General features: G+C 57.7%; 23 protein-coding genes. 17 read left to right on the forward strand and 6 right to left on the reverse strand.

All coding sequences use genetic code 11. The features are described from left to right. Positions 1-1030: 1030 nt before the first annotated feature. Positions 1031-1414, forward strand: coding sequence for a Rieske 2Fe-2S domain-containing protein (locus QJT78_RS39880; protein WP_011084562.1), 384 nt, complete (start codon positions 1031-1033; stop codon positions 1412-1414). A gap of 21 nt (positions 1415-1435) precedes the next feature. Here QJT78_RS39880 and QJT78_RS39885 read toward each other — a convergent pair whose 3' ends face one another. Then, complete coding sequence (locus QJT78_RS39885; protein WP_014497969.1) at positions 1436-2026, reverse strand: hypothetical protein; 591 nt, start codon at positions 2024-2026, stop codon at positions 1436-1438. 259 nt (positions 2027-2285) lie between these two features. Between QJT78_RS39885 and QJT78_RS39890 the strand changes: the two genes are divergently transcribed. From QJT78_RS39890 to QJT78_RS39935, 10 genes are all read left to right on the forward strand, one after another. Continuing rightward, positions 2286-2606 (forward strand): iron-sulfur cluster assembly accessory protein, encoded by a 321-nt coding sequence (locus tag QJT78_RS39890; RefSeq protein ID WP_011084564.1) that lies wholly within the window; start codon positions 2286-2288, stop codon positions 2604-2606. A gap of 323 nt (positions 2607-2929) precedes the next feature. Then, entirely contained in the window at positions 2930-4111 is a 1182-nt protein-coding gene (gene nifS, locus QJT78_RS39895) for a cysteine desulfurase NifS (protein ID WP_011084565.1), read from the forward strand. Next, positions 4108-4332 (forward strand): putative nitrogen fixation protein NifT, encoded by a 225-nt coding sequence (gene nifT / locus QJT78_RS39900; protein ID WP_011084566.1) that lies wholly within the window; start codon positions 4108-4110, stop codon positions 4330-4332. Before nifS ends, nifT begins: the two co-directional genes overlap by 4 nt. 747 nt (positions 4333-5079) lie before the next feature. Beyond that, entirely contained in the window at positions 5080-6579 is a 1500-nt protein-coding gene (gene nifB / locus QJT78_RS39905) for a nitrogenase cofactor biosynthesis protein NifB (RefSeq protein ID WP_011084568.1), read from the forward strand. Between the two features lie 10 nt (positions 6580-6589). Further along, positions 6590-6814, forward strand: a complete 225-nt coding sequence (locus tag QJT78_RS39910) for a 4Fe-4S binding protein (RefSeq protein ID WP_011084569.1) — start codon at positions 6590-6592, stop codon at positions 6812-6814. 250 nt (positions 6815-7064) lie between these two features. Then, positions 7065-7379, forward strand: a complete 315-nt coding sequence (locus tag QJT78_RS39915) for a nitrogen fixation protein NifZ (protein WP_028153326.1) — start codon at positions 7065-7067, stop codon at positions 7377-7379. Next, positions 7376-7693, forward strand: coding sequence for a hypothetical protein (locus QJT78_RS39920; protein WP_014497965.1), 318 nt, complete (start codon positions 7376-7378; stop codon positions 7691-7693). Before QJT78_RS39915 ends, QJT78_RS39920 begins: the two co-directional genes overlap by 4 nt. Beyond that, on the forward strand, positions 7632-7991 hold the full coding sequence (locus tag QJT78_RS39925; protein ID WP_018647468.1) for a DUF3024 domain-containing protein: 360 nt from the start codon (positions 7632-7634) through the stop codon (positions 7989-7991). The genes QJT78_RS39920 and QJT78_RS39925 overlap by 62 nt, the downstream gene beginning before the upstream one ends. Before the next feature lie 33 nt (positions 7992-8024). Further along, on the forward strand, positions 8025-8369 hold the full coding sequence (locus QJT78_RS39930) for a hypothetical protein (protein ID WP_011084572.1): 345 nt from the start codon (positions 8025-8027) through the stop codon (positions 8367-8369). A gap of 718 nt (positions 8370-9087) precedes the next feature. Continuing rightward, complete coding sequence (locus QJT78_RS39935) at positions 9088-9435, forward strand: (2Fe-2S) ferredoxin domain-containing protein (RefSeq protein ID WP_011084574.1); 348 nt, start codon at positions 9088-9090, stop codon at positions 9433-9435. A 405-nt stretch (positions 9436-9840) separates the two neighbouring features. Here QJT78_RS39935 and QJT78_RS39940 read toward each other — a convergent pair whose 3' ends face one another. After that, the gene (locus QJT78_RS39940; protein WP_018647470.1) at positions 9841-10584 is read right to left on the reverse strand and encodes an OmpW family outer membrane protein; all 744 of its coding nucleotides are present in this window, start codon (positions 10582-10584) and stop codon (positions 9841-9843) included. Between the two features lie 209 nt (positions 10585-10793). Then, positions 10794-11219 (reverse strand): ArsC/Spx/MgsR family protein, encoded by a 426-nt coding sequence (locus QJT78_RS39945; protein ID WP_011084576.1) that lies wholly within the window; start codon positions 11217-11219, stop codon positions 10794-10796. Positions 11220-11786: 567 nt separating this feature from the next. Between QJT78_RS39945 and nifH the strand changes: the two genes are divergently transcribed. From nifH to QJT78_RS39975, 6 genes are all read left to right on the forward strand, one after another. Further along, positions 11787-12671, forward strand: coding sequence for a nitrogenase iron protein (gene nifH / locus QJT78_RS39950; RefSeq protein WP_011084578.1), 885 nt, complete (start codon positions 11787-11789; stop codon positions 12669-12671). Positions 12672-12776: 105 nt separating this feature from the next. After that, on the forward strand, positions 12777-13595 hold the full coding sequence (locus tag QJT78_RS39955; RefSeq protein WP_011084579.1) for a nitrogen fixation protein NifQ: 819 nt from the start codon (positions 12777-12779) through the stop codon (positions 13593-13595). A gap of 654 nt (positions 13596-14249) precedes the next feature. Beyond that, on the forward strand, positions 14250-14591 hold the full coding sequence (gene nifW, locus QJT78_RS39960; RefSeq protein ID WP_011084580.1) for a nitrogenase stabilizing/protective protein NifW: 342 nt from the start codon (positions 14250-14252) through the stop codon (positions 14589-14591). Between the two features lie 950 nt (positions 14592-15541). Next, positions 15542-16651 (forward strand): electron transfer flavoprotein subunit alpha/FixB family protein, encoded by a 1110-nt coding sequence (locus QJT78_RS39965; RefSeq protein ID WP_014497958.1) that lies wholly within the window; start codon positions 15542-15544, stop codon positions 16649-16651. A gap of 11 nt (positions 16652-16662) precedes the next feature. Continuing rightward, positions 16663-17970, forward strand: coding sequence for an FAD-dependent monooxygenase (locus QJT78_RS39970; protein ID WP_011084583.1), 1308 nt, complete (start codon positions 16663-16665; stop codon positions 17968-17970). A 38-nt stretch (positions 17971-18008) separates the two neighbouring features. Continuing rightward, the gene (locus tag QJT78_RS39975) at positions 18009-18305 is read left to right on the forward strand and encodes a ferredoxin family protein (protein ID WP_011084584.1); all 297 of its coding nucleotides are present in this window, start codon (positions 18009-18011) and stop codon (positions 18303-18305) included. A 211-nt stretch (positions 18306-18516) separates the two neighbouring features. Here the strand turns inward: QJT78_RS39975 and QJT78_RS39980 are convergent, their stop codons facing one another. From QJT78_RS39980 to QJT78_RS39990, 3 genes are all read right to left on the reverse strand, one after another. Then, on the reverse strand, positions 18517-19065 hold the full coding sequence (locus QJT78_RS39980) for a carboxymuconolactone decarboxylase family protein (RefSeq protein WP_011084585.1): 549 nt from the start codon (positions 19063-19065) through the stop codon (positions 18517-18519). 6 nt (positions 19066-19071) lie between these two features. Continuing rightward, on the reverse strand, positions 19072-19626 hold the full coding sequence (locus QJT78_RS39985; RefSeq protein WP_011084586.1) for a peroxiredoxin: 555 nt from the start codon (positions 19624-19626) through the stop codon (positions 19072-19074). An 853-nt stretch (positions 19627-20479) separates the two neighbouring features. After that, the gene (locus QJT78_RS39990; protein WP_281460532.1) at positions 20480-21301 is read right to left on the reverse strand and encodes a TOBE domain-containing protein; all 822 of its coding nucleotides are present in this window, start codon (positions 21299-21301) and stop codon (positions 20480-20482) included. Positions 21302-21413: the final 112 nt, after the last annotated feature.

The following is a 21413-nucleotide window of genomic DNA, read 5'->3' on the forward strand; positions in this document are numbered from 1 at the left end:
AAACGTCCTGCCTGACCGGCTACTGCTGTTCAGCGGCGCTGACGGCGATCATCAGGTGGGGGAGTTTCAAGTGACCATACCCGGGGGATTTTGACCGACCCACGGGGGCTTGAGCACCAGCTGAGAGAGGATGGTGATGATCCCTTGATCTTGTCAAAACCAGGCTTGCCCGGCATGGAACCCCGCCTAGCAGAAATGGGTTTTGTTCATGTGGGTCGAAATCACTGGGTGCTTGATCCTCACCAGCATCCCGAGGTGTGGACGAAGAATGAGAACGACCAGTGGCAGCGAGTAGGCAAGCCTACGAAGTACCTTAGTAAGGTGGAGGATGATGATGCCGCCGCTGAATCGACGGTCCAGGCGGACTATTCTGACGAAGATGATCCGTCAGTCTATTTGGAGCGCGTCCTCACGGGGCTAAGCATGGAGTAACGCAACGGCGACCCTGAGCCATTTTTCGAAAGCTGAGAGCAGTGATATCGACACTCAGTTTCGAAAGCGAATTGTTGCACGATGAGCCGTCACCTTGCTTGAAGTGCATGTTGCCGAACGCGCATGGAGTAAGGTGGCTGCAATAGCAACACCGAACCTGAAGTGATGGGCGTTTGACCGTTCAAAGCGCGGGCGCAACAGTCTTAGTTCAAAGGGGGCGCGCGCTCGCTGCGCGCGCCCTGCGCCGGCTGGAAGCGAGCACATGGCTCTTCTGCGAAGGCCGCGACGCCGTGAGACATACGCCATCGGAGGGCACCGTGGCCCCGCTATGCGGCGTGGCCATTAACGAGCAGCAGCGACATCCGCCGCGTTTGGCCGTCCGGCAAGCCCGGAGCGCGGAGCAGCAGTTCTGCAGCTAGCACGGAGGGAACGAGAAGGCTCAATGTTCCTTTGTCTGAAATATACGCCGCTGTGCAACGAGATCTGCTGAAATAGCCAAGTTTGCGCGTCGGATGACCAGACACGATTCGTTTCGGCGCTCGTACGGTTATTGCAGGGGCAATTGCACAGCGACAATTAAGTCTTGCAAGAGCAACCTATGCAGCCAACTCTCGTCTATGCGATTTGCAGCTTTAACGACATTCCGAGCCGCCAGGCCATCGGATTTCATCTTATGGTCCTCGAAGATGACGGCAATCACCGGCCGTGGCCCATCATTGTGGTGCGATGGGGCAAGAAGGTGCTTGGCTATGTCAATAAATGCCCGCACCACAGCGTCAATTTGGACTGGGAGCAGAACGAATTCCTCGATCCAAACGGTATCCGGCTGATGTGCGGCAAGCACGGTTCGACCTTCGAACTCGGCACCGGGCGGTGCGTCGAAGGTCCATGTCAAGGTAGAGCGCTTACGCCGATCGCGTTGGTAGTTGTGGATGGCGACATCTGCGCCGTCGGTGTGCATCTCGCGGAGGACGATGCATGAGCCAACAACTGAAGACCGCCCTCAGACCGGGCGGTTCTCGTTGCGGTTTTTCACAGCCTCCATCCTCTTTAGTCCGTCGTCATACGAGATTTCCTCATAGGATAGATCGAGATCCCTTGTGGCATCGAGGAGGTAATCAAGCTTGCCGGCCGGATCGAGCTTCTTGATGTCGTCCTTGTTCAGCCCGACCAAGTCCATCATCTCCTTCCAAACCGTGGATTCATCGCAGGGTAAGACGTGGAAGTTAATATCGCCGAGCTTAACTCGATACTTCGCCAGCAAATCGATGTTGTTGCAGAAAATGAAATAGCTGCCGATTGGGCTCAAGGCACCGTCGAGGACGGTCGCGACGTCAACAAGATACGCGAAGGAATGTAGGTAGCCGGCCAGCACGGGGATAGTGCGTTCTCCGTTTTGGGCGATCGTCAGAACCTGCTCAATGGAATAGTCTGGCGGTCGTTTCTCGTCCGCGACCTGAGTCTGGAACTTTAGTGCGACGTCGCCGCGAAAGCCGAACCGGCCCGGCTTGGTGGTCGCGCCTTTGAATACGGCGTTGAGAAGGCGGCTCTCCTTCTCAAGTCTGCCGAGTGCAGTGTTCTCGATAGCGGTCATTAAATCTGTCCTTGATCTATGCTCTTCACCGACGCGTTGTCGGAGCCAGATGCGATGCAAATTGCCTGCCGTCGCCTGCGTGGCGGCGTTCAGTGAAGCTCGGAAAGAAAACGCGCCGGTGGCAGGCACCGCCTTACGTGCCTTGTCAGGAACCCGACATCCGTTGCCAGCCAAGGGGCGCGGAAATGAGCATCATCAGGCGTCTGCGCGCTGGCACGTGACTTGCTCTTAGCTGGGCCTAAGCTGACGAGGCAAAGACGTGATCAACCTGACCGATAGCGCAGTCAATGCAATCAAGAGCGCGATTTCATCTTCGGAGCGGCGGGCGGGTGGTCTGCGCGTCATGATCGAAGCAGGCGGCTGCAATGGATTCAAATACAAGATGGGCATCGCCGATGAGCCAAAGCCTGACGACACCGTGATCGACTGCGATGGGCTCAAGGTGTTTGTCGATAGCAAGAGCCGAGAGCATCTGGCCGGCACAACCATCGATTTCGTGCTGGCACCGGAGAGCTCTGGCTTTACCTTTCATAACCCGAACGCGGCCACCAACTGCTCCTGTGGAAAATCATTCGGCTGATGGAAACATTGATCAGGCGATAAGGAAAGGGCAATGAACCACACCGGCCGAACCAGACCGACAGAAGAACTCGTCGATCCCCACGATGCGAGAGGGTCCCGTTCGCTGCGCGAACGAAGAGATCGGACCCAATCGCCAAGCCGAAGCTGGCGCCTGTTAGCTGATCGGCACGATAGCAGCATGCTCTTGGCGCGGCTCGACAATGCTGGCAAGCCGTACAAGCTTCCGAGCGTGAGTCTAGAAGGGATTCGGGGGCACCTGGTAGGTAAGATCGGAGGTTTGGATCGCCTGGTCCTCGTTGTTGCTGCAGGCGGGGTGGTGCAGTGAGCGAGAATCGAGCGCCGATTTACCTCGATAACAATGCAACGACGCGAACTGATCCATCCGTCGTGCAAACCATGTTGCCTTTCTTCACTGAGCAATTCGGCAATGCCTCGTCCGCGCATGCCTTTGGCAACGAGGCCGCAATTGCGGTGAGGCAGGCACGGAGAAGCTTGAGCGGCCTGCTGGGTAGTGCATACGATCACGAAATCGTCTTCACCTCGGGAGGGACCGAAGCCAATAATGCCGCAATCCTCTCGGCACTTGCAACCCAGGAAGGTCGAGACGAGGTTGTCACCACTTCGGTTGAGCACTCCGCCGTACTTGCGCTAACGGAGCAATTGGCGGCAAGGGGAGTCAAGACGCGCATTATTGCCGTAGATGCTTGCGGCCGGCTCGACATCGAGGCGTTTCGCTGCGCGCTTGGGCCACGCACAGCGATTGCCTCGGTTATGTGGGCCAATAACGAGACCGGAACGATATTTCCCGTGAAGTGTCTGGCCGGGTGGACCCGTGAGGCGGGAGCGCTATTTCACACAGATGCGGTGCAGGCCATTGGTAAAGTACGCTTAAACCTAAAGGACAGCACGATCGACATGCTTTCACTATCCGCGCACAAACTGCACGGCCCGAAGGGGGTAGGTGCGTTATATTTGCGTAAAGGGACAAAATTCCAGCCGCTGATCTGCGGCGGATCACAGGAACGAGGGCGGCGCGCTGGGACCGAGAATATTCCCGGAATCGTCGGACTAGGAAAAGCTGCCGAACTTGCGGCGGAGCGGCTTGAACCCGAGCGCATCCGCATTGGCGCGTTACGTGACCGCCTTGAGCAGGGAATTTTGCGCAATGGCGAGTGCGTTGTGCTTGGCGACATTCGCAATCGTTTGGCGAATACGACTAATATTGCCTTCGACCATCTCGAAGGTGAAGCGATTGCCCACCGTCTTAACCGGGCGGGCATCGCCGTATCGCTCGGGTCAGCCTGCAGGTCGGGCTCAATGCAGCCATCGCATGTTCTGCGTGCCATGCAGGTGCCTGCGTGGCGGATGCACGGCGCCGTGCGCTTTTCTCTTTCGCGCGAAACCTCCCTCGCCGAAGTCGATGAGGCCGTGTGCGCTGTGTCAGATATCGTGACTCGCATGCGCGCCAGCTCCCGCGCCACGGTCAGGGAGCAGACCTCGTGAAAATCATGATCCGCCGCTCTCCGGACACGGGCTTGTCAATCTACGTGCCAAAAAAGGATATCGAAGAGTCAATCGTGGCCTCCGAGTACGAGACCCTATGGGGCGGCTGGATCAAAGTCGCTAACGGTTGGGTGCTCGATTTGCCCGAGATGGCGAGCGACACACGGTTACCGATCACAATCGACGCGAAGAAGCGGGATGAGAGCGGCGACGATCCATGAAGCGCTCACGGAGATGAGCGCTGTCGATGCGGCGGATGCAAGGGTTACTCTCGCGGACCTTGGCGCCCGCCCTGGGGACCGAGATCATTGTCGTCTCTCTCGTCCTGGCATCAGGGAATTGAAAATGCGATGTGCTGAGCACACCAGATGCATCGGTCGGCTTATTCGCCGGTAAGTCGGCGCTGTCTCGGGGCTTTGGGGGTCGACTGGCTGCGGCGCAGCATATCAAGATCAGCAAACGTCGGCCCGCCGCGACGGCATTGATGAGGCGGGGTTTACTCAGCCAGTCGGGACAAGGCGATTGCACCATCATCTTTGGCCCTCATTGCTGCCTGTCATATTCGGACGCGTGTTGCCCTAGTATTGGCCTTATGATGTCCGGCTTCCCCAGTTCGGATCGGGCCAATTGAGAGCGGCAGCGCGCGAAAGCCCGTTCAGATGAGCTGGATCGGGGCGAGCCCCGCGAGAGTGAAAAGCACACGAGATGGAGCCCCGAGTGAGAATGGCGACGCATCTGTCGCTTTGCCAACAAGCTCATCATTGCTGTCTTGCAAGTGCCAACGCTATCGCTGCGCCTACTAGGTGTACTGTGGTTGCATTCGCATCATCCTCGCCACGGCATGCAAGTTGCTAATCTTCCTGAAGCGCGCTCTAGGATGATCTGTGGGCGTCGATGCTTGCAGGGGAGTGATCTCGGTCGTGGAGCGCGGAAAATATATCAAAGCAGCGGTCAATAGCGGGAAGATCATGCAGTCCATAACCGAGCATAAGGGCTGCCGCGCTTCGGCGAAGACCGGGCGGGCGAGCTGCGGCTCGCAGGCCGGCCGAGGCGATCTGCCGGTCGAAATCTGGGAAAGGGTGAAAAACCATCCCTGTTACAGCGAGGATGCGCACCATCATTACGCTCGCATGCATGTCGCGGTCGCACCTGCCTGCAATATCCAGTGCAATTACTGCAACCGAAAATACGACTGCGCCAATGAATCGCGTCCGGGTGTGGTGAGCGAGAAGCTCACCCCTGAGCAGGCAGTGAGAAAAGTGATCGCGGTCGCGACGACCATTCCGCAGATGACGGTACTTGGCATCGCTGGTCCCGGCGATGCCCTGGCCAATCCAGCAAAGACGTTCAAAACGCTCGCGTTGGTCACCGAGGCTGCTCCTGACATCAAGCTGTGTCTGTCAACCAACGGACTAGCGCTGCCAGACTATGTCGATACCATCGTGAGGGCCAAAGTTGACCACGTCACCATCACCATCAACATGGTCGATCCTGAAATCGGAGCCAAGATTTATCCATGGATCTTCTTCAACCACAAGCGATACACCGGCATCGAGGCGGCAAGGATACTCACCAATCGCCAGCTTCAAGGGCTCGAGATGCTTAGCGAACGGGGCATTTTGTGCAAGATCAACTCGGTGATGATCCCCAATATCAATGATGACCACCTGGTCGAGGTCAACAAGGCGGTCACGTCGCGCGGTGCCTTCCTTCACAATATCATGCCGCTGATCTCCGTACCCGAGCACGGAACAGCATTTGGCCTCAACGGTCAGCGCGGTCCGACGGCTCAAGAATTGAAGACGCTGCAAGATGCTTGCGAAGGGAAGATAAACATGATGCGGCATTGCCGGCAGTGCCGCGCTGATGCGGTCGGTCTACTCGGCGAGGATCGCAGCGCGGAGTTCACCAATGATCAGGTGATGAAAATGGACGTCCATTATGACCTGGAGATGCGCAAGGCTTATCAAAAAAGGGTAGAGAATGAGCGCGTCTCCAAAGTCGCGGCCGGTCAAAAGGAGTTGGCGGGAGTCTCCGGAGAGATGAGCGCGATCACTGTTCTAGTAGCCGTCGCAACTAAGGGCTCGGGATTGATCAACGAGCACTTTGGACATGCAAAGGAATTCCAACTGTACGAGCTCTCCACATCCGGCGCCAAGTTCGTCGGGCTACGTCGTGTGGAGGGTTACTGCCAGGCCGGCTATGGCGAGGAAGATAGGCTATCCGTGATCATGCGCGACATCCGTGACTGCCACGCGGTCTTCGTGGCTAAGATCGGCGGCTGCCCCAAGAGCGGCCTGATCAAGGCTGGGATCGAGCCGGTCGATCAATTCGCCTATGAGTACATTGAGAAGTCGACGATCGCTTGGTTCAGGGCCTATGTCGGCAAAGTAAAGCGCGGGGAGATCCAGCATGTGCAGCGCGGCGTGCCCCCGCGTTGGCCTGGAGATCGGATCTCTGCGGCGTAAGGAGGAATATGTGCCATTCAAAATCATCGCCTCGCAGTGCACGAGCTGCTCAGCTTGCGAGCCTTTATGCCCGAACGTTGCTATTTCGGAGAAGGGGGGGAACTTTGTCATTGAAGCGGCGAAATGCAGCGAATGCGTGGGGCATTTTGACGAACCGCAATGTGCCGCTGCCTGTCCGGTCGACAACACCTGCGTGGTTGACAGGGCCTTGCCTCGCTACCAGGCGCCCGTCTGAAGTGAGGAGCCTGACCGGCAATGCAATCGCTGGTGCTGAACACGTCCCAAACGTCGCGCTGCGAACTGGCGGCTCCGCAGGCGCCGGCGTCTGCTCTTACGGACGGTGGCCGCTCTGGATTCCTGCGATGGGGCTGTTGCTGGCGGGCAGCACAGCCTGGCGACATTTCGGCGCTCGAGGGCGCCTCGTGATGCGGAGCAGAGTGTCCCCTCGGCGTGCCCCCGCGCCGTCGGTGCATGAGGAGCGAAATATGAACAGAATTCTCCGGGATAGCGACGCCGTCGAGCTAAGCGACCCACCCGCCTTCAGCTTTGGCCAAAAGCTTCGCGCCAATCGCGTCATCCGGAATGATGGCACCTATCCCGGCAAGGAGATCGGAGACGTCTTGGTCAAGAAGGGGGAGGTGGGCTACGTCGTCTCGATCGGCACGTTCTTGCAGCAATTCTACATCTACGGCGTGGAGTTTTTGGAAAGCGGCTACCGCGTTGGCATGAAACGCAAGGAACTTGAGCCAGTGGATGCAGGCGAGGAGGTCGATGATTTGCCACTACCGGAGGAGTCATGACTCAGCGAGGTTTTCCAAAATATTGGTGGGGCCAGCGGGGTAAACCGACAGCCGACCTGATCAAGCACCGCTCATCGGTCGATACGGAGACGGACGGAGCTTCGCTCGCCGCCAGGCCGAGCCGCCAGACCGTCATCGATACTCTCAACAACAAAGCGCATGAGCCTATCTTTATCGTTGATTTTGGTGAGGAGCTGCTCATCTGCTGGAGTTCAAGAGAACATCAAAAGGCATTGAAGGGAGGCTTTCATCATGAATTCCGCACTGATGAGGAAAGTAAAACCGGGGTTGGCGCGTCATCCCAACGAGCTTGATCGCAAACGGATCGAACGCGGCTTGAGCGCGCGGAAGCGCTATCTCTACGTCTCGCCAAACGTGACGCCCGTGTGGGGCGGCTACTGCATCGAGAGTCCCTGCTGCTCGCGCAATATCGACAAGGATGGCGCGCTCGTCGATGTCGCGCTGATCCTTTATGATGGCGTGACCGGGATCTGGAAGCTGTTTCGCAAAAATCATGCGGGGGGAGTCTGGGAATTTTACAGCCTCTATCATCGCTTGATCCCTGCAATCGACGAATTGAATGCGGATCCTGAGCGCCTGTTCTGGCAATGAAGGACCACCGTCCCCGAGGATAGAAGAACGACGATGGCGATCACGACCGAGGAATTGATCGAGATCGAACGGCTGCTTGCTGCCGATAGCGACGGCATGGGTCCCTTTGTCCAGCTGCGCCGCGGGCGGGGCGTGATGCGTGAGTTCGACACTCAACGCGGGCGACCGGGATCGCATTGGCCAAAGGAATGTTGGGCCGTGAGCAATGAGCCGGCCGAATACGGCGCAGTGCTGTGCAAGCCTACCGATGATGTCTTGGAGTGGTGTCGCATGGTCGAGCAGTGCTACGACGCGCATCTGCAATCACGTGAAGGAGTCCCGCTAAGATATTCGAAATCGACCACATTACAGTCGAGCTTGTCGGGTGTCAGCTCGTGATCGTAAGCGGCCAAAATAAGGAATCGGTATGAGCTTGCAACAAATCATCATCCACGTCCGCTTCGCCCCGAATGGGCGGGTGATACAAATCGGCCAGCGTCCAGGGAAGCTCACTCCGAACGGGTGGTTCGATGTCCTCAACACCCGTGCCAGCTCGGCTTATCAGCCGCTCGCTCGTGGCCGCGGGGTATTCCGGTTGAGCCGAACTGCTGTCGATACCTTAAAGCAGGAAACGGCGGGGCCGGGTTGAGCGAACCGGTAACCGCGATTTGATGAGTGAACAGATCGAGGGCGACGCCGTCTCTCCGGCCGACATTATTGTTCTGAGCGAGGCCATGGCATTCAATCGCTGATAGCGGCGAGAACGTCGGCATTGCCGCAACTTCCCTCAATTGTGAGGCGCGCTATGACGCATTTGGTGTGCAACTTGCTCTTCGAGAAAGTTGATCGGGGGGATTGTTGCATGAATGAGAGGTCTCGATGCCGGGAGAAGAGGTTGTCATTGATCAGCAGGCGACCTTCGGACGTGAAGGTGCCTATCGCTCATCTCAGCGACGACAGCGAGTAAGGCGCCCGACCATTCCGACTGCCTTCGCAAGCGGGAGTTGGTGTCAGCAGGTGTCCATGCGCCAATGGACGGTCATCGTTGGACATTGCGGGCGGCTATGCGCTCACATCTCATCCCGACAGCTGAAATTCACTATCAGAGGATAGGCGCGTGAACTCAGAAAAAGAATTTCATCTCCCTCAACTCTATAGGCACCATGTCTTTGCGTGCAACACGCAGCGTCCGCCAAACCATCCCCACGGCAGTTGTGGCGCCTCCGGCGCGCAAGCTCTGTGGGATCGAATGGGCAAGGCGATCGAAGCGCAAGGCCTCGACGATATTGGCTTCGCGACTGCGGGCTGCCTTGGCTTTTGTAACTCTGGTCCTTTGCTGGTTGTCTATCCCGACGGAGTCTGGTATCGCGCGACCACGCCTGAGGATGTCGACGAGATCGTCATATCCCACCTCAAGCACGGCCAACGTGTCGACCGGCTTGTGATAGTGCTCAAGCGAAGCTAGAGGCGTCGCTTGGCGGCCGCTTGCCGGGTTAGCTAGCATGGTCGGCTCGACGTTGGGGGGCGGATCGTCTGAGATTAACCGGGCACTTCGCGGCCAAGATTAGGCTGTCAGCGGCGTATCGCCTTCTTATCAGGCAAATGGGAAAATGGCTTCGGTCTTAAGCGTGGCGAAACAGACGTATGATCATATTCTGAGTCGACGTTTGTGTAATGTTACTCACGTGCTGCGCGATTCGTAACTTGCAGCGCGAGCAACGCCAGCGGTTCCCTCTCTTGCGAGCTGACGCGTCGATGGCGCGTCAGCCGGCTTTCCGTGTCAGTCCGGCGAGAGTAGGAGACGAGCTCGATGATCCTGCTGGGATCCGAGTTTATCAAACGGCCTCTCCACTCTGGCTCTGCTCTAACGTCAGAACTTGTAAGCGACGCCGCCGCTGACGAGCCATGGATCAATATGGGCGCGGCCCGTAACGGCAATCGCATTGTTTAAGGTGGCCGAGTACTCCGGCCGCAGCCACAGCTTTTTAACGTCAAAGTTGAGGCCCCAGTGGCGATCGAGCATGTAATCGAAACCGAATTGGACTGCCGCGCCGAATTGGTTTTTGATGTTTAGATCCGTGACGGAAAGCCCGGCGAGCGAAGTATTGGCTGCCGATTGGTTGAAGAATACAGTGTAGTTGATGCCCGCGCCGACATAGGGCTTAAGCGGCCCAAAATCGGTGAAGTGATATTGCAGGGTCAGTGTAGGAGGCAAGAGCCAGGCTTTGCCGATATCGAGCCCTGTGAGCGCGCCATTGCCGCTGACGTGATGGCTGGTCACGCCGAGAATGAGCTCGGCGGCTAAGTTAGCTGTGAAGAAATAGGTGATGTCGAGCTCTGGTATAGCTTGATCGCTGATCGAAAGCCCAGAGTTGGGTGATGACAGCAACGGCGTCCCTGGAACGTTGACGGAACTGCCTGCGGTATCCGGCAAAACGCCAAGCACGCGCAGGCGGATCATCCACGGGTTGCGGGGTTCAATAGGGGGAGCTTTATAGTAGACCGGCGCCGGACCCAGATCAGCACCACGTACCGAGTTGCTGGCCAACGAGGTCGCTAGCGCGAAGACCGATACAGTTGCCAGGACTGTTCTTGCTCTCATCGAATTCTCCATTCCAAAAGTCGCGCGAGAAGCCGCGCAAGGTCTCTGTCACACATAAGGAACGGCGAAAGATTTGATACCAATCAAATATGGGAGCGATCGTGCCGCTCAGTTGCATCAGGATCACAGCTGCGAAACACGTTTTGCTAAAGGAAATACTCGCGCCAAGCAAGCCGCAAGTCGAGAACGTCATTCTTCTGGTGTGATCGTCCGGAACAGGCTCATTCGCTTGATCCCATCTTCGGGCAGCGCGTGCGAGTTGCTTGGTGCAGGCATCCCTGGAGATGCTCCTGCGTCTGGTGGCCAAGCAGCGACAGCGCGGGCTCGCGATCGAGCCCGGCACATCGTATTCCGTCTAAGTCGATCAACGGTCGTCGTATCAGGAGTGGATCACTCACCATCAATGCGAGTGCGCTCGCCGCGTCGATAGAATCGAGATTGACTTCGCCCGACTTGACACGAGGCGCGGCTCGGTTGAACCAGGAGCCGACGGGCATATTGCGAAAGAAGCTGCGCAATTCGTCCGCATGCCATGGCTCCTTCAAGATGTCCTGGACGACCACGTCATGACCGGCGGACTTTAGCGCTTGAATCTGACGCGCGTTCGTGGCGCAGCCGGGCTTCTGATAAAAGATGATTGTAGCCACGGCGTACCTATGTAGGCGTGCTATGCTGGGCGAATAGCACAGGGCTGCTGCTTCCCGGGAGCCATTCGAAGTTCTTGATAGTCAACGTCAATATCAGCGCATGGTGCGCCCTCAGCGAATTTGCAAAGCCGCTGGCCCGTCTCATTTTGACTCCGTCCGGCATCTTTACTCCTCACATGGCTGAGCTTGCGCGAGCGGCAGCAAGTTCTGTTCCACAATGGCGGCATCGGCTAAGTCAGCCTATTTGGCTGTTGGCGTTCATGTTTGCGATTGTTTGTTCGTTGTCTGACAGCCGGGCAGATCTTGTCAGATCCAAAACAGCCTACGATCGCGCGCCGGCTGGTTGCTTTTGGAAACGTAATCAGAAGCTTAAGGTGCCGGGTTAGACCTTGGCACGGCTGTTGCTGATAAGCGGCAGCAACACTGAGTGAGGGCTGAGTGCACGCCGACGTGTAAGGCGAGCGATGCGCTCCTTCCCTTGAACCCGTGTGCCCCCGCTTCTGCGAGGGAAGCAAAGCTCGCAAAAGAAGCGCGCAACGTTTGGCAAATCGGTTGATGGAGAGCAGCATGGCTTCACTAAGACAAATCGCCTTCTACGGGAAGGGCGGAATCGGCAAGTCCACCACTTCGCAGAACACGCTAGCGGCGCTGGCAGAGATGGGTCAGAAGATCCTGATTGTAGGGTGCGATCCGAAAGCGGACTCGACTCGCCTTATTCTGCACGCCAAGGCTCAAGACACGATTTTGAGTCTTGCCGCGAGCGCCGGCAGCGTGGAGGATCTAGAGCTCGAGGACGTAATGAAGGTTGGCTACCAGGACATTCGCTGCGTTGAGTCCGGTGGCCCTGAGCCAGGTGTCGGCTGCGCCGGCCGCGGTGTCATCACCTCGATCAATTTTCTTGAAGAGAACGGAGCCTACGAGAACATTGACTATGTTTCTTACGATGTGCTTGGCGACGTTGTTTGCGGTGGCTTTGCGATGCCAATCCGCGAAAACAAGGCGCAGGAGATCTACATCGTGATGTCTGGTGAAATGATGGCAATGTATGCCGCAAACAATATTTCCAAGGGGATCCTGAAATACGCGAACTCAGGTGGGGTGCGGTTGGGCGGCCTGATCTGCAACGAGCGGCAGACCGACAAGGAATTGGAACTGGCGGAAGCGTTGGCCAAGAAGCTTGGCACTCAACTGATCTACTTCGTGCCGCGTGACAATGTGGTGCAGCATGCAGAGCTGCGTCGCATGACGGTGCTTGAATATGCACCCGATTCCAAGCAGGCTGATCACTATCGGAAACTAGCGGCCAAGGTTCACAATAATGGCGGCAAGGGCATCATCCCGACCCCGATCTCAATGGATGAGCTCGAGGACATGCTGATGGAGCATGGCATTATAAAGGCCGTGGATGAATCAATCATCGGCAAAACCGCCGCCGAACTCGCAGCCTCGTAAAGGCCGCGAGTCGCCGCCTTGCGAAGGCGTGCGACAGATGCCGGTCTCCCTCACCCCCCTTCCCGGGGGGGGCCGGCATACTGACGATCGGCCGCGAAAACCAGAGTGCGCCGTGACGAACCACGCATTGTGAAAAACCGCAGAGTTATGTCCGAGCCGCACGTCCTTCCGTTCACGACTGCCTGTGCTGCTGACGCCAATAGCCAGTTGCACAAGGGAATTTCAACCTACCGGCTGCTCACCGGTGAACATCCTGCAAATGCCGATATCGCCATCGACAGCAATCTCGATCGCCATGCCCTGGCGTCTATCCTGGCGGCTGCCACGATGGATGGTGGCTGTCTGTCTGAGAAAGTTGGCCTGTCCGGCGTTGAATTGGCGGTCTTACTGGAGCAGCACTTTCTCCCAACCGGGATCAGGGCCCCGGAGCAGGCCGCGCCCTTCAAGCGGGAAGAGGATGAGGAGATCGCAATGCTTCGCGATCTGTTGCTCAAGCATCGCTCGACGGAAGGGGATATCGGCCGGTGGCTGGCTGCGATGATCGCGCGCCGCGCCATGGAGCCGGACCATCTTTGGGAAGCTCTCGGCTTGCGTGATCGTGGCGAACTCTCGCTCGTGATGAGCCGGCATTTCGCGCCGCTCGCCGCGAGCAATGTCAACAATATGCGTTGGAAGCGCTTCTTCTACCGCATGCTTTGCGAGGACGAAGGCCTTGCGATGTGCACGACACCCGTGTGCAATCAATGTAACGAATTCAACATCTGTTTCGGTGAAGAAAGCGGTGAGAGCCGGATGGCCGAGCGTCGGCGCGATTTGCTGTTGCAGGCCGCAGCATGGCCGGCTGTGTCCAGCGGCCGGGCATCTGAAACGCCAGGAGAGACCGCAGTCGCATCGTTATCCGAAAAGGCTTCACCGCATTTGTAGGCCGCAGGTCGGAGGAGGGCGCGGATCACCAACTTGGATGCGAGCGGACGGCCGTGTGGTTAAGGCGGCAAGATCGAGTGCTAGGCTACAGTTCACCCGTGTTGGTGCGCCGCAACGGACCTGTCGCACCAAAGGGCAACGCGTTCGGCCTCATAGCGCTGTCGCATTTGCCACGATGCATTTGCTGAACAAGGTCATAAAGAGAAGCGTGACTTCTTGCACTAGGTCGGCCGTTAGGATCACAAAGACTGCGGCGGTAACGGCGGGCGCGGTCAACAAAAACATCGCGTCCGCGCAATTATCGAAGCAGATCTTCCGCTTACCATGATGGAGTGCCGCACGGACCCGGGAAAGAGGCGCCGACGCGAGGGTCGACGCAAGGGTGTCGATGAAATATGTGGTCCCTTGCCACAATATCCATGCCGTCTTCGGGCTGTGTAGTCATCAGGAGCTAACGATGGAAAAGGTCAACCAAGTGTTAGGATATACCGGGCCCGCGAACTTCAGGTGTCAGTCATGAGAAGTCTTTCCGCGCCGTCACCGAGTTCTCATCAGATTGAGCGCAACCGCAAAACCCGCGGGCGCGTTGTCGTTACTGTTTCGGATCCGCTCAATGTGGGCGCTCACCAGAGCTAAACCGAAGGAGAATATTCGATGATCAGCTCATCCCCAGCAACCGGTATTCTAGATCGACTCGGCAAGGCCTCATCGGCAGAGGAGTTTTTTTCGCTGCTTGGCGTCGAGTACGACCCTAAGATCGTGAATGTCGCGCGCCTTCACATTTTGAAGCGCATGGGACAATACCTCGCACAGGAGAAATTTGCTGGTGCCGCAGAGCCGGAAATCAGAACTCGATGCAAGGCGATGCTGGAACGGGCATATGGAGATTTCGTGGCATCGTCACCGATCGACGAGCGAGTGTTCAAGGTTTTGAAGGATGCCGTCTCAGACTCCAAGAAGGCTGCGGCCTTCGTTCCTTTGAGCGAGTTGAAGTGACCTAGCGTTCCACTGTAAGCGAAGTCTGTCCGGCGGACGCCGAGGCGCTCCGTTAATGCGGCTTTCTATTTATCGCGGCAAGTCTCTTAGTCATGGCCCGGCCAACGGCTGTCGTATTCCCGACCCATGTCCGGATTATTCGTGACCAGGTATCAGCAGCTGTTTGATGTGTGGCGCAAGCCAATACGTCCCACTGACTTCAATCGTCTTTGCAACTGGTACGACACTTGCTGTTGTCCTGCTGATCTGATCATCGATGCCGACAGATGGTGGCGCCCGCGGTGAGTTTGAAGGAGGACCCATGATGCTGCTTACATTGCCTGCCGAGCCCCCCTGCGGCATCATATCGAGGCCTACGATGCCGTCAGGTCTGTTCGCAACGGTCTTTGACGCGGTCGCAGTTTCGTAGTGACGGTGAGATGGTAGTCAATAATAGGTGTCCCCTTCGCGCGGCTCTTGCGGCGGCTATGCACAGTAGCGTCCGCATCAAATCGGCCCCCGATCCCGCTCAAATGTGTCTGCATCTCATCGCAGATAGAAACTGCGCTACGAAAAGTGGTGCCCTCCTCCCACACGGAGTGCCAGCGCTGGAGGCTCGGCACGGTCGCGTGACAGAAGCCTTGCCAGGACCTCCATCGATGGTACCGGCGAGGCGCCGCGAACGGACTAGTCAACTAAGGCATGGAAGTGGCCGGTCAGGATCACCTCGTCCTGGCCGGCCACGGTGGCGCTCGTCGAGCCCGGCACCCAAGGATTCAGTTTGCAAGATCCCTCCAAAGCCGGCCGAATGGGTGCGCCAATTGCGACGACGCGTATTGTGGTGCGACTGGTCCGAGCGCGCAGGCGGGCAGAGCAGCCAGCCACTTGCCGGCCAAAAGTGAACTTCGGTTAACGAAAGCGAAAAAGCAACCCGTGGCGCGGGCGCGCCTATCTCCAGAGGAATTTAGACTATGAGCAAGGTCAGCAAAACGGCGATGCCAGCAGGGGCCGGCCGCGGAGCAGCCAAAAAAGAACTGCCGGAGCACTTCAAGTCGTACAAGCACGTCTGGGTCTTCGTCGAGCTGGAGCGGGGCCAAGTGCATCCCGTTTCCTGGGAGCTCATGGGTGCGGGGCGTGGTCTTGCCGACAGGCTAAAGGTGAATCTTGCCGCTGTCGTTGTCGGTCCGGAGGGGCAGCACACACGCAACGCCGCACTTGAAGCCTTTTGCTACGGCGCCGATCTGGCCTATCTCGTGAGCGACAATGTGTTGTCGGATTACCGCAACGAATCTTATACGAAAGCGCTCACCGAACTCGTCAACACCTACAAGCCCGAGATATTACTGTTGGGTGCCACGACGCTTGGTCGCGATCTCGCAGGTTCCGTGGCGACGAATCTATCGACGGGGCTTACTGCCGACTGCACCACGCTGGACGTGGACGCCGACGGTTCACTTGCGGCGACGCGGCCAACTTTTGGCGGCTCGTTGCTCTGCACAATCTATACCTTGAATTACCGCCCGCAGATGGCCACGGTCCGCCCGCGAGTGATGCCGATGCCTGCACGCGTTATGCGCGATGCCGCTCGTATCGTCGTTCATCCGCTCGGCCTTGTAGAAGACGATATAGTCACGAAAGTATTGTCCTTCCTACCCGACCGCGATGCAGAAACTTCCACTCTGGCCTATGCCGATGTTGTGGTTGCGGGCGGCCTTGGACTGGGATCGCCTGAGAACTTCCGGTTGGTACGCGAGCTCGCAGCTCTGCTTGGGGCTGAATATGGCTGCTCGCGTCCTCTCGTGCAAAAGGGCTGGGTTACGTCTGACCGGCAAATCGGTCAGACAGGCAAAACCATCCGGCCGAAGCTCTATATTGCCGCGGGCATTTCCGGTGCGATCCAGCACCGGGTCGGCGTCGAGGGCGCGGATCTGATCGTCGCCGTTAACACGGACAAAAACGCTCCGATCTTCGACTTCGCCCATCTCGCGATCGTCAGTGATGCTATGCAATTGTTGCCAGCCCTGACGGCTGCATTTCGCGCGCGGCTTCTGCCAGATTCGCGCGCCAGGATCGCGGTCTAGAGGAGATATTGATGATTGAAGAGAGATTCGATGCGATCGTGGTCGGAGCCGGTATGGCCGGCAACGCGGCGGCATTGACGATGGCCAAACAGGGCATGAAGGTGCTGCAGCTCGAGCGGGGCGAATATCCCGGATCGAAAAATGTGCAGGGGGCCATCCTCTATGCCGACATGATGGAAAAGCTGATCCCCGAGTTTCGAGAGGAGGCGCCACTCGAACGCCACCTGATCGAACAGCGGTTCTGGATGATGGACGATCGCTCGCATGTCGGCATGCACTACCGTTCGGAGGACTTCAACGAGCAGAGGCCGAACCGCTATACGATTATACGCGCCCAGTTTGACAAATGGTTTTCTTCAAAGGTGCGGGAAGCTGGCGCGATCGTGCTTTGCGAGACCACCGTCACAGAGCTCGCGCAGGACGATCGTAACAGGGTCGTCGGTGTTCGTACAGATCGCCGTGACGGCGAGATACATGCTGACGTCGTCGTTCTGGCCGAAGGGGTCAATGGCTTGCTCGGCACGCGTGCGGGCCTGCGCGCCCGTCCGGCACCCGATAACGTTGCGCTCGCGGTGAAGGAAATGCACTTCTTGCCCCGTGAAACCATCGAAGCACGCTTCAATCTTAAGGGGGATGAAGGCGTCGTGATAGAGGCTGCCGGTACCATTTCCCGCGGCATGACCGGGATGGGTTTCATCTACGCCAACAAAGAGTGCATTTCGCTTGGCATCGGTTGTCTCGTCGCCGACTTCCAACGCACGGGCCAAACGCCGTATGGCCTGCTCGATGAATTCAAAAGGCATCCCTCTGTGGCGCCACTGATAGCAGGGTCCGAAGTAAAGGAATATTCGGCGCATCTCATTCCCGAAGGCGGTTACAAATCGATCCCACAGCTTTATGGGGAGGGCTGGGTCGTCGTGGGCGATGCCGCCCAACTCAACAATGCCGTTCATCGTGAGGGCTCCAATCTCGCGATGACATCGGGCCGTATCGCGGCCGAAGCGATAGGTCTGGTCAAATCGCGCGGCGAACCGATGAGTGCAACAAATCTCTCAATCTACAAAAAGATGTTGGACGATTCTTTCGTCATCAAAGATCTCAAGAAGTACAAGGATTTGCCACCCCTCATGCATACCCACTCCGAAAATTTCTTTCTCACTTATCCGCAGCTTATCTCCAAGGCGATGCAGAACTTTGTGCGCGTCGATGGTACGCCCAAGGTTGAGAAGGAGAAGGCGAGCCTCAAATCCTTTGTCAAGACGCGGTCATGGTCAGGTCTGGTCGGCGATGCTTACCGTTTTGCCAGGGCCTGGCGGTGATCGCGACAGTGTGAAGTCCAACAGTGGAAGGCAAAAGCATGAATGTCGAACCCTCCGTGCGCGTCGAAGACAAGCTGTACTACAACCGTTATCTTGTCGACGCCGGGCACCCTCACGTCAGGGTACGTGCGCACAAGACGCCATCGCCGCAGCTCCTCACACTTTTGAAGGCCTGCCCGGCGCGATGCTACGAGCTCAACGACAACGGCCAGGTCGAAGTTACAGTTGATGGCTGCATTGAATGCGGTACCTGCCGCGTGATCGCCGAGCCGACCGGCGACATCGAATGGAGCCACCCGCGCGGCGGATATGGTGTTCTGTTCAAGTTTGGGTGATGACAGAGCGAAGGGTGGTGCGGCGTTAGCCGACGCAATCTCACTGTATCTGTGGCGCGCTCACTGTCACCTGCATAGCGCCGGGTTGTTTGAGAAGACACCCGTCATCGCAACGCGACGCAAGACGTGACATGCAGATAAGCAGCAAAAGGCTCGTTGTGGCGCCACTGAGTAGCGCCACGATGCCGTCGATCTGATGGCAGAGAAAAGATCAGTCTCCTGCCTGAGGGGAGGCAGGCCCAGCGGCCTCGAGTGCGATCGCCACTGACTGTGTGATCGCAGCAAAGCGCACGGCGGTCTGGATCGTCTCCGAATTGACGCCCGCGGCTCTCAATGTCCTCTCATGGGCATCAATGCAGATACCGCAGCCGTTTATGGAGGAGACAGCAAGCGACCACAGCTCGAAATCGGACTTGTCCACGCCGGGATTGCCAATCACGTCCATGCGCAGCCGCGGCGGCATCGTCTTGTATTCTGGGTTGGAAGCGAGGTGAACGAAGCGGTAGTAGACATTGTTCATTACCACTACGGAGGCCGCAGCTTTCGCTGCGGCGATCGCCACAGATGTCATCACGCCCGAGGCTGCCGATTCCACCGCGGCAATCAGGGCTGAATTGCGGGTGGCAACTGCACTCGCTACCAGCACCCCGTATTTTCGCCGCGGCGAAAGCGTCTCATCGGCCATCAAGGAGGTCAAGTTAATCCTGACATCCTTCGCGAAATCGGGAATCTTGTCGTAGATTTGTTCGATCGGCGACATGCTGCGTCACGCAACCTTCAGTGTTTCCCCGCCGATTTCGCGGTTGCAGGGACAGAGCTCGTCGGTTTGCAGCGCGTCTAGAACGCGGAGTGTGTCCTTAGGACTGCGGCCCACACTCAGATTGGTCGCATAGACGTGCTGAATCGTGTTTTGGGGGTCAACAATGAAGGTATAACGATAGGCAACCCCTTCGGGTGAACGCACCCCGAGGCCATCGACGAGCGTTCCCTTTGTGTCGGCAAATTGCCAGATTGGTAGATTGTGCAGGTCGACATGTGAGCGCCGCCAAGCAAGCTTGCAGAACTCGTTGTCAGTCGAGCCACCCAGTACAACCGCATCTCGGTCAGCGAATTCCTTGGAAAGCCGAGCAAATTCTGCGATCTCTGTCGGGCAGACGAAGGTAAAGTCCTTTGGGTAAAAGAAGATGATCTTCCATTTCTCCGGAAAGCTCATTTCGGTCAGCGTCTCAAACGCACTCTGCCCTTCCTCTTCCTGCGCTTGAAAACCGGGCTTCACGCCTGTGATGTCGAATGGCGGCAACTGACTTCCAATTCCGAGCATGGTGTCCTCACAAACTTGCTTTTGTAGATCGTGACCTCACTGGTGGAGCAAACCATATGCCACGCATTCTTAGACCTAGAATTGGCGCAACAAGACCAGCCCAGCGGCTTGGATACAGGCGCCTTTGAGCACGAAAGTACACGGGCGCTGGCTACGCGGTTGGCGGGAAGACGGCAGCCAGACCTAAACCGAAGCAATCTCGTCCCCGACCGGTAGGCACTGCACAGCCGGCCTGGCCGGGCTATGGCAGTTTGGCGCTCGCCGCTGGTAACTGCGACGTCGTGCCGTTCAAGGTCCACAATCGGCGCGTTCGCAAGGCATCGAGGCGGCGCAGCAGCGGACGCGGGAGCTAAGGCGGCTTCCGCAAATGGCGAAGGGTTTCGATGGGCGTGCGCCGCCCGGTATCGTTCCGACCAATAGCCGCAGCTGGGGTTGAACGGCGCCGGCCGCAAGGCATGTTTTTCGGAACGTCTGTTAAGTCCGGTACGCCTGGCTATCGTAACGATTCGGCGCGCAGGTCCGGTCAGCTCATTCCCGTTGTTTGGCGAATTTGCTGATCGCAAGGAGATGGGGTCCTGCTGCGAAGCGCCCGGGAGACGGCGGGCGCAGCCTCGGCAACCGTTTTTGTCAAGACCGGATTGTTCTGCTGCCGAACGGTTGGGAAATCGAGATCTGTTCTCCCCTCGCAACGTTCGCTTGCGAGCATAATGTGTGTGCCCCCCTCGAGTGCCGCTGCACCTGTAAGGTGATGCCTTCCTCGCTGCGCGACATCCAAAGCGGAATCGGCAGGTAGCCTCAAGATCGTCTTTGGCAGGTAAAGAACTGCCCGGAGCGCTATTCGAATCTATCTCATCTAGACTATCGATGATGGCCGCGATCTTGCTGGTGTGTTTCTCGCGTCCAGACATAGCCGTCCAAGGTGCTCATGGGGATGTGGCAGGCCTTGCAAGCCACCGCTCGGCAGCCCGAGCGGAACGGCGCGCGCGACTTCCGCGAATACTTCCGCTCCAATACTGAGCCGTAGGGCATCAAAGGAGCGGCGCGTGATGCGCGCCAAAAGCGGCACGCCAGAGTGGCCAGTTTCAAGGGTCAGAACCAAGGTGACCTCAGCATCGCCGTGCGGCAGAGAGGCCGTTATGCGTGCTCGAAATACATTGAGGATAGAGCTTGCGCGCGGAGGTTCGCACGCAATGCTGACGTCGCCGGCAGCGATGCGCAGCCGCAGCCTTGCGCCCGGCCTTAGCGGTACTGCTGGTATCAGAAAGCGCGCGGATTTGAGGCGGAGCTTGACCAGCCCGTAGCGCCCGTCATAACCGCCGACCATAGTATCCAGACAGATTGCCGCTTCACTGCGGCTGGCGAGCGCCGGGTCGCTCTGGGTGACATTGAGCGGACCGGCCGCAGTCACGGTGCCATCTTTCATCATGACGAGATGATCGGCGAGACGTTCGATATCGGTGATGTCATGGCTGATGTAGATCATCGGCAACGCAAGCGATTGCAGGATGCGTTCGAGAAATGGCAGGATCTCGCATTTGGCGGAGCGGTCGCGCACAATGAGTGGATCGTCCAGCAGGAGTAGCCGAGGCTGGCCTAGCAGCGCACTGCCAAGGGCAAGTCGCTGCCGCTCGGTCTTGGAAAGATGTGATGGCGTACGCTCGAGCAGTGGCGCCAAGCTGTCATTCGGCTTGCAATATTGACCCCCTAAGCCGGGGGATCGGCGTCCAAAATTGACCCCCTACAGGTTGGTCTGTTGCGCTGCCTGCTTCGTAACAAAGCAGGTGGTG

Origin of the sequence: Bradyrhizobium sp. Mp27 (assembly GCF_029953005.1) — a bacterium.
Classification (GTDB): Bacteria; Pseudomonadota; Alphaproteobacteria; order Rhizobiales; family Xanthobacteraceae; genus Bradyrhizobium; species Bradyrhizobium barranii.

Bases quoted from the DNA above. Each gene is read 5' to 3' on its own strand.
- QJT78_RS39980 (WP_011084585.1), bottom strand. From the start codon at position 19,065: ATGTCGCCGATCGAACAAATCTACGACAAGATTCCCGATTTCGCGAAG.
- QJT78_RS39930 (WP_011084572.1), top strand. From the start codon at position 8,025: ATGGCGATCACGACCGAGGAATTGATCGAGATCGAACGGCTGCTTGCT.
- QJT78_RS39915 (WP_028153326.1), top strand. From the start codon at position 7,065: ATGAACAGAATTCTCCGGGATAGCGACGCCGTCGAGCTAAGCGACCCA.
- nifH (WP_011084578.1), top strand. From the start codon at position 11,787: ATGGCTTCACTAAGACAAATCGCCTTCTACGGGAAGGGCGGAATCGGC.
- QJT78_RS39975 (WP_011084584.1), top strand. From the start codon at position 18,009: ATGAATGTCGAACCCTCCGTGCGCGTCGAAGACAAGCTGTACTACAAC.
- nifW (WP_011084580.1), top strand. From the start codon at position 14,250: ATGATCAGCTCATCCCCAGCAACCGGTATTCTAGATCGACTCGGCAAG.
- QJT78_RS39925 (WP_018647468.1), top strand. From the start codon at position 7,632: ATGAATTCCGCACTGATGAGGAAAGTAAAACCGGGGTTGGCGCGTCAT.
- QJT78_RS39985 (WP_011084586.1), bottom strand. From the start codon at position 19,626: ATGCTCGGAATTGGAAGTCAGTTGCCGCCATTCGACATCACAGGCGTG.
- nifB (WP_011084568.1), top strand. From the start codon at position 5,080: ATGCAGTCCATAACCGAGCATAAGGGCTGCCGCGCTTCGGCGAAGACC.
- QJT78_RS39885 (WP_014497969.1), bottom strand. From the start codon at position 2,026: ATGACCGCTATCGAGAACACTGCACTCGGCAGACTTGAGAAGGAGAGC.
- QJT78_RS39965 (WP_014497958.1), top strand. From the start codon at position 15,542: ATGAGCAAGGTCAGCAAAACGGCGATGCCAGCAGGGGCCGGCCGCGGA.
- QJT78_RS39880 (WP_011084562.1), top strand. From the start codon at position 1,031: ATGCAGCCAACTCTCGTCTATGCGATTTGCAGCTTTAACGACATTCCG.
- QJT78_RS39970 (WP_011084583.1), top strand. From the start codon at position 16,663: ATGATTGAAGAGAGATTCGATGCGATCGTGGTCGGAGCCGGTATGGCC.
- QJT78_RS39940 (WP_018647470.1), bottom strand. From the start codon at position 10,584: ATGGAGAATTCGATGAGAGCAAGAACAGTCCTGGCAACTGTATCGGTC.
- QJT78_RS39920 (WP_014497965.1), top strand. From the start codon at position 7,376: ATGACTCAGCGAGGTTTTCCAAAATATTGGTGGGGCCAGCGGGGTAAA.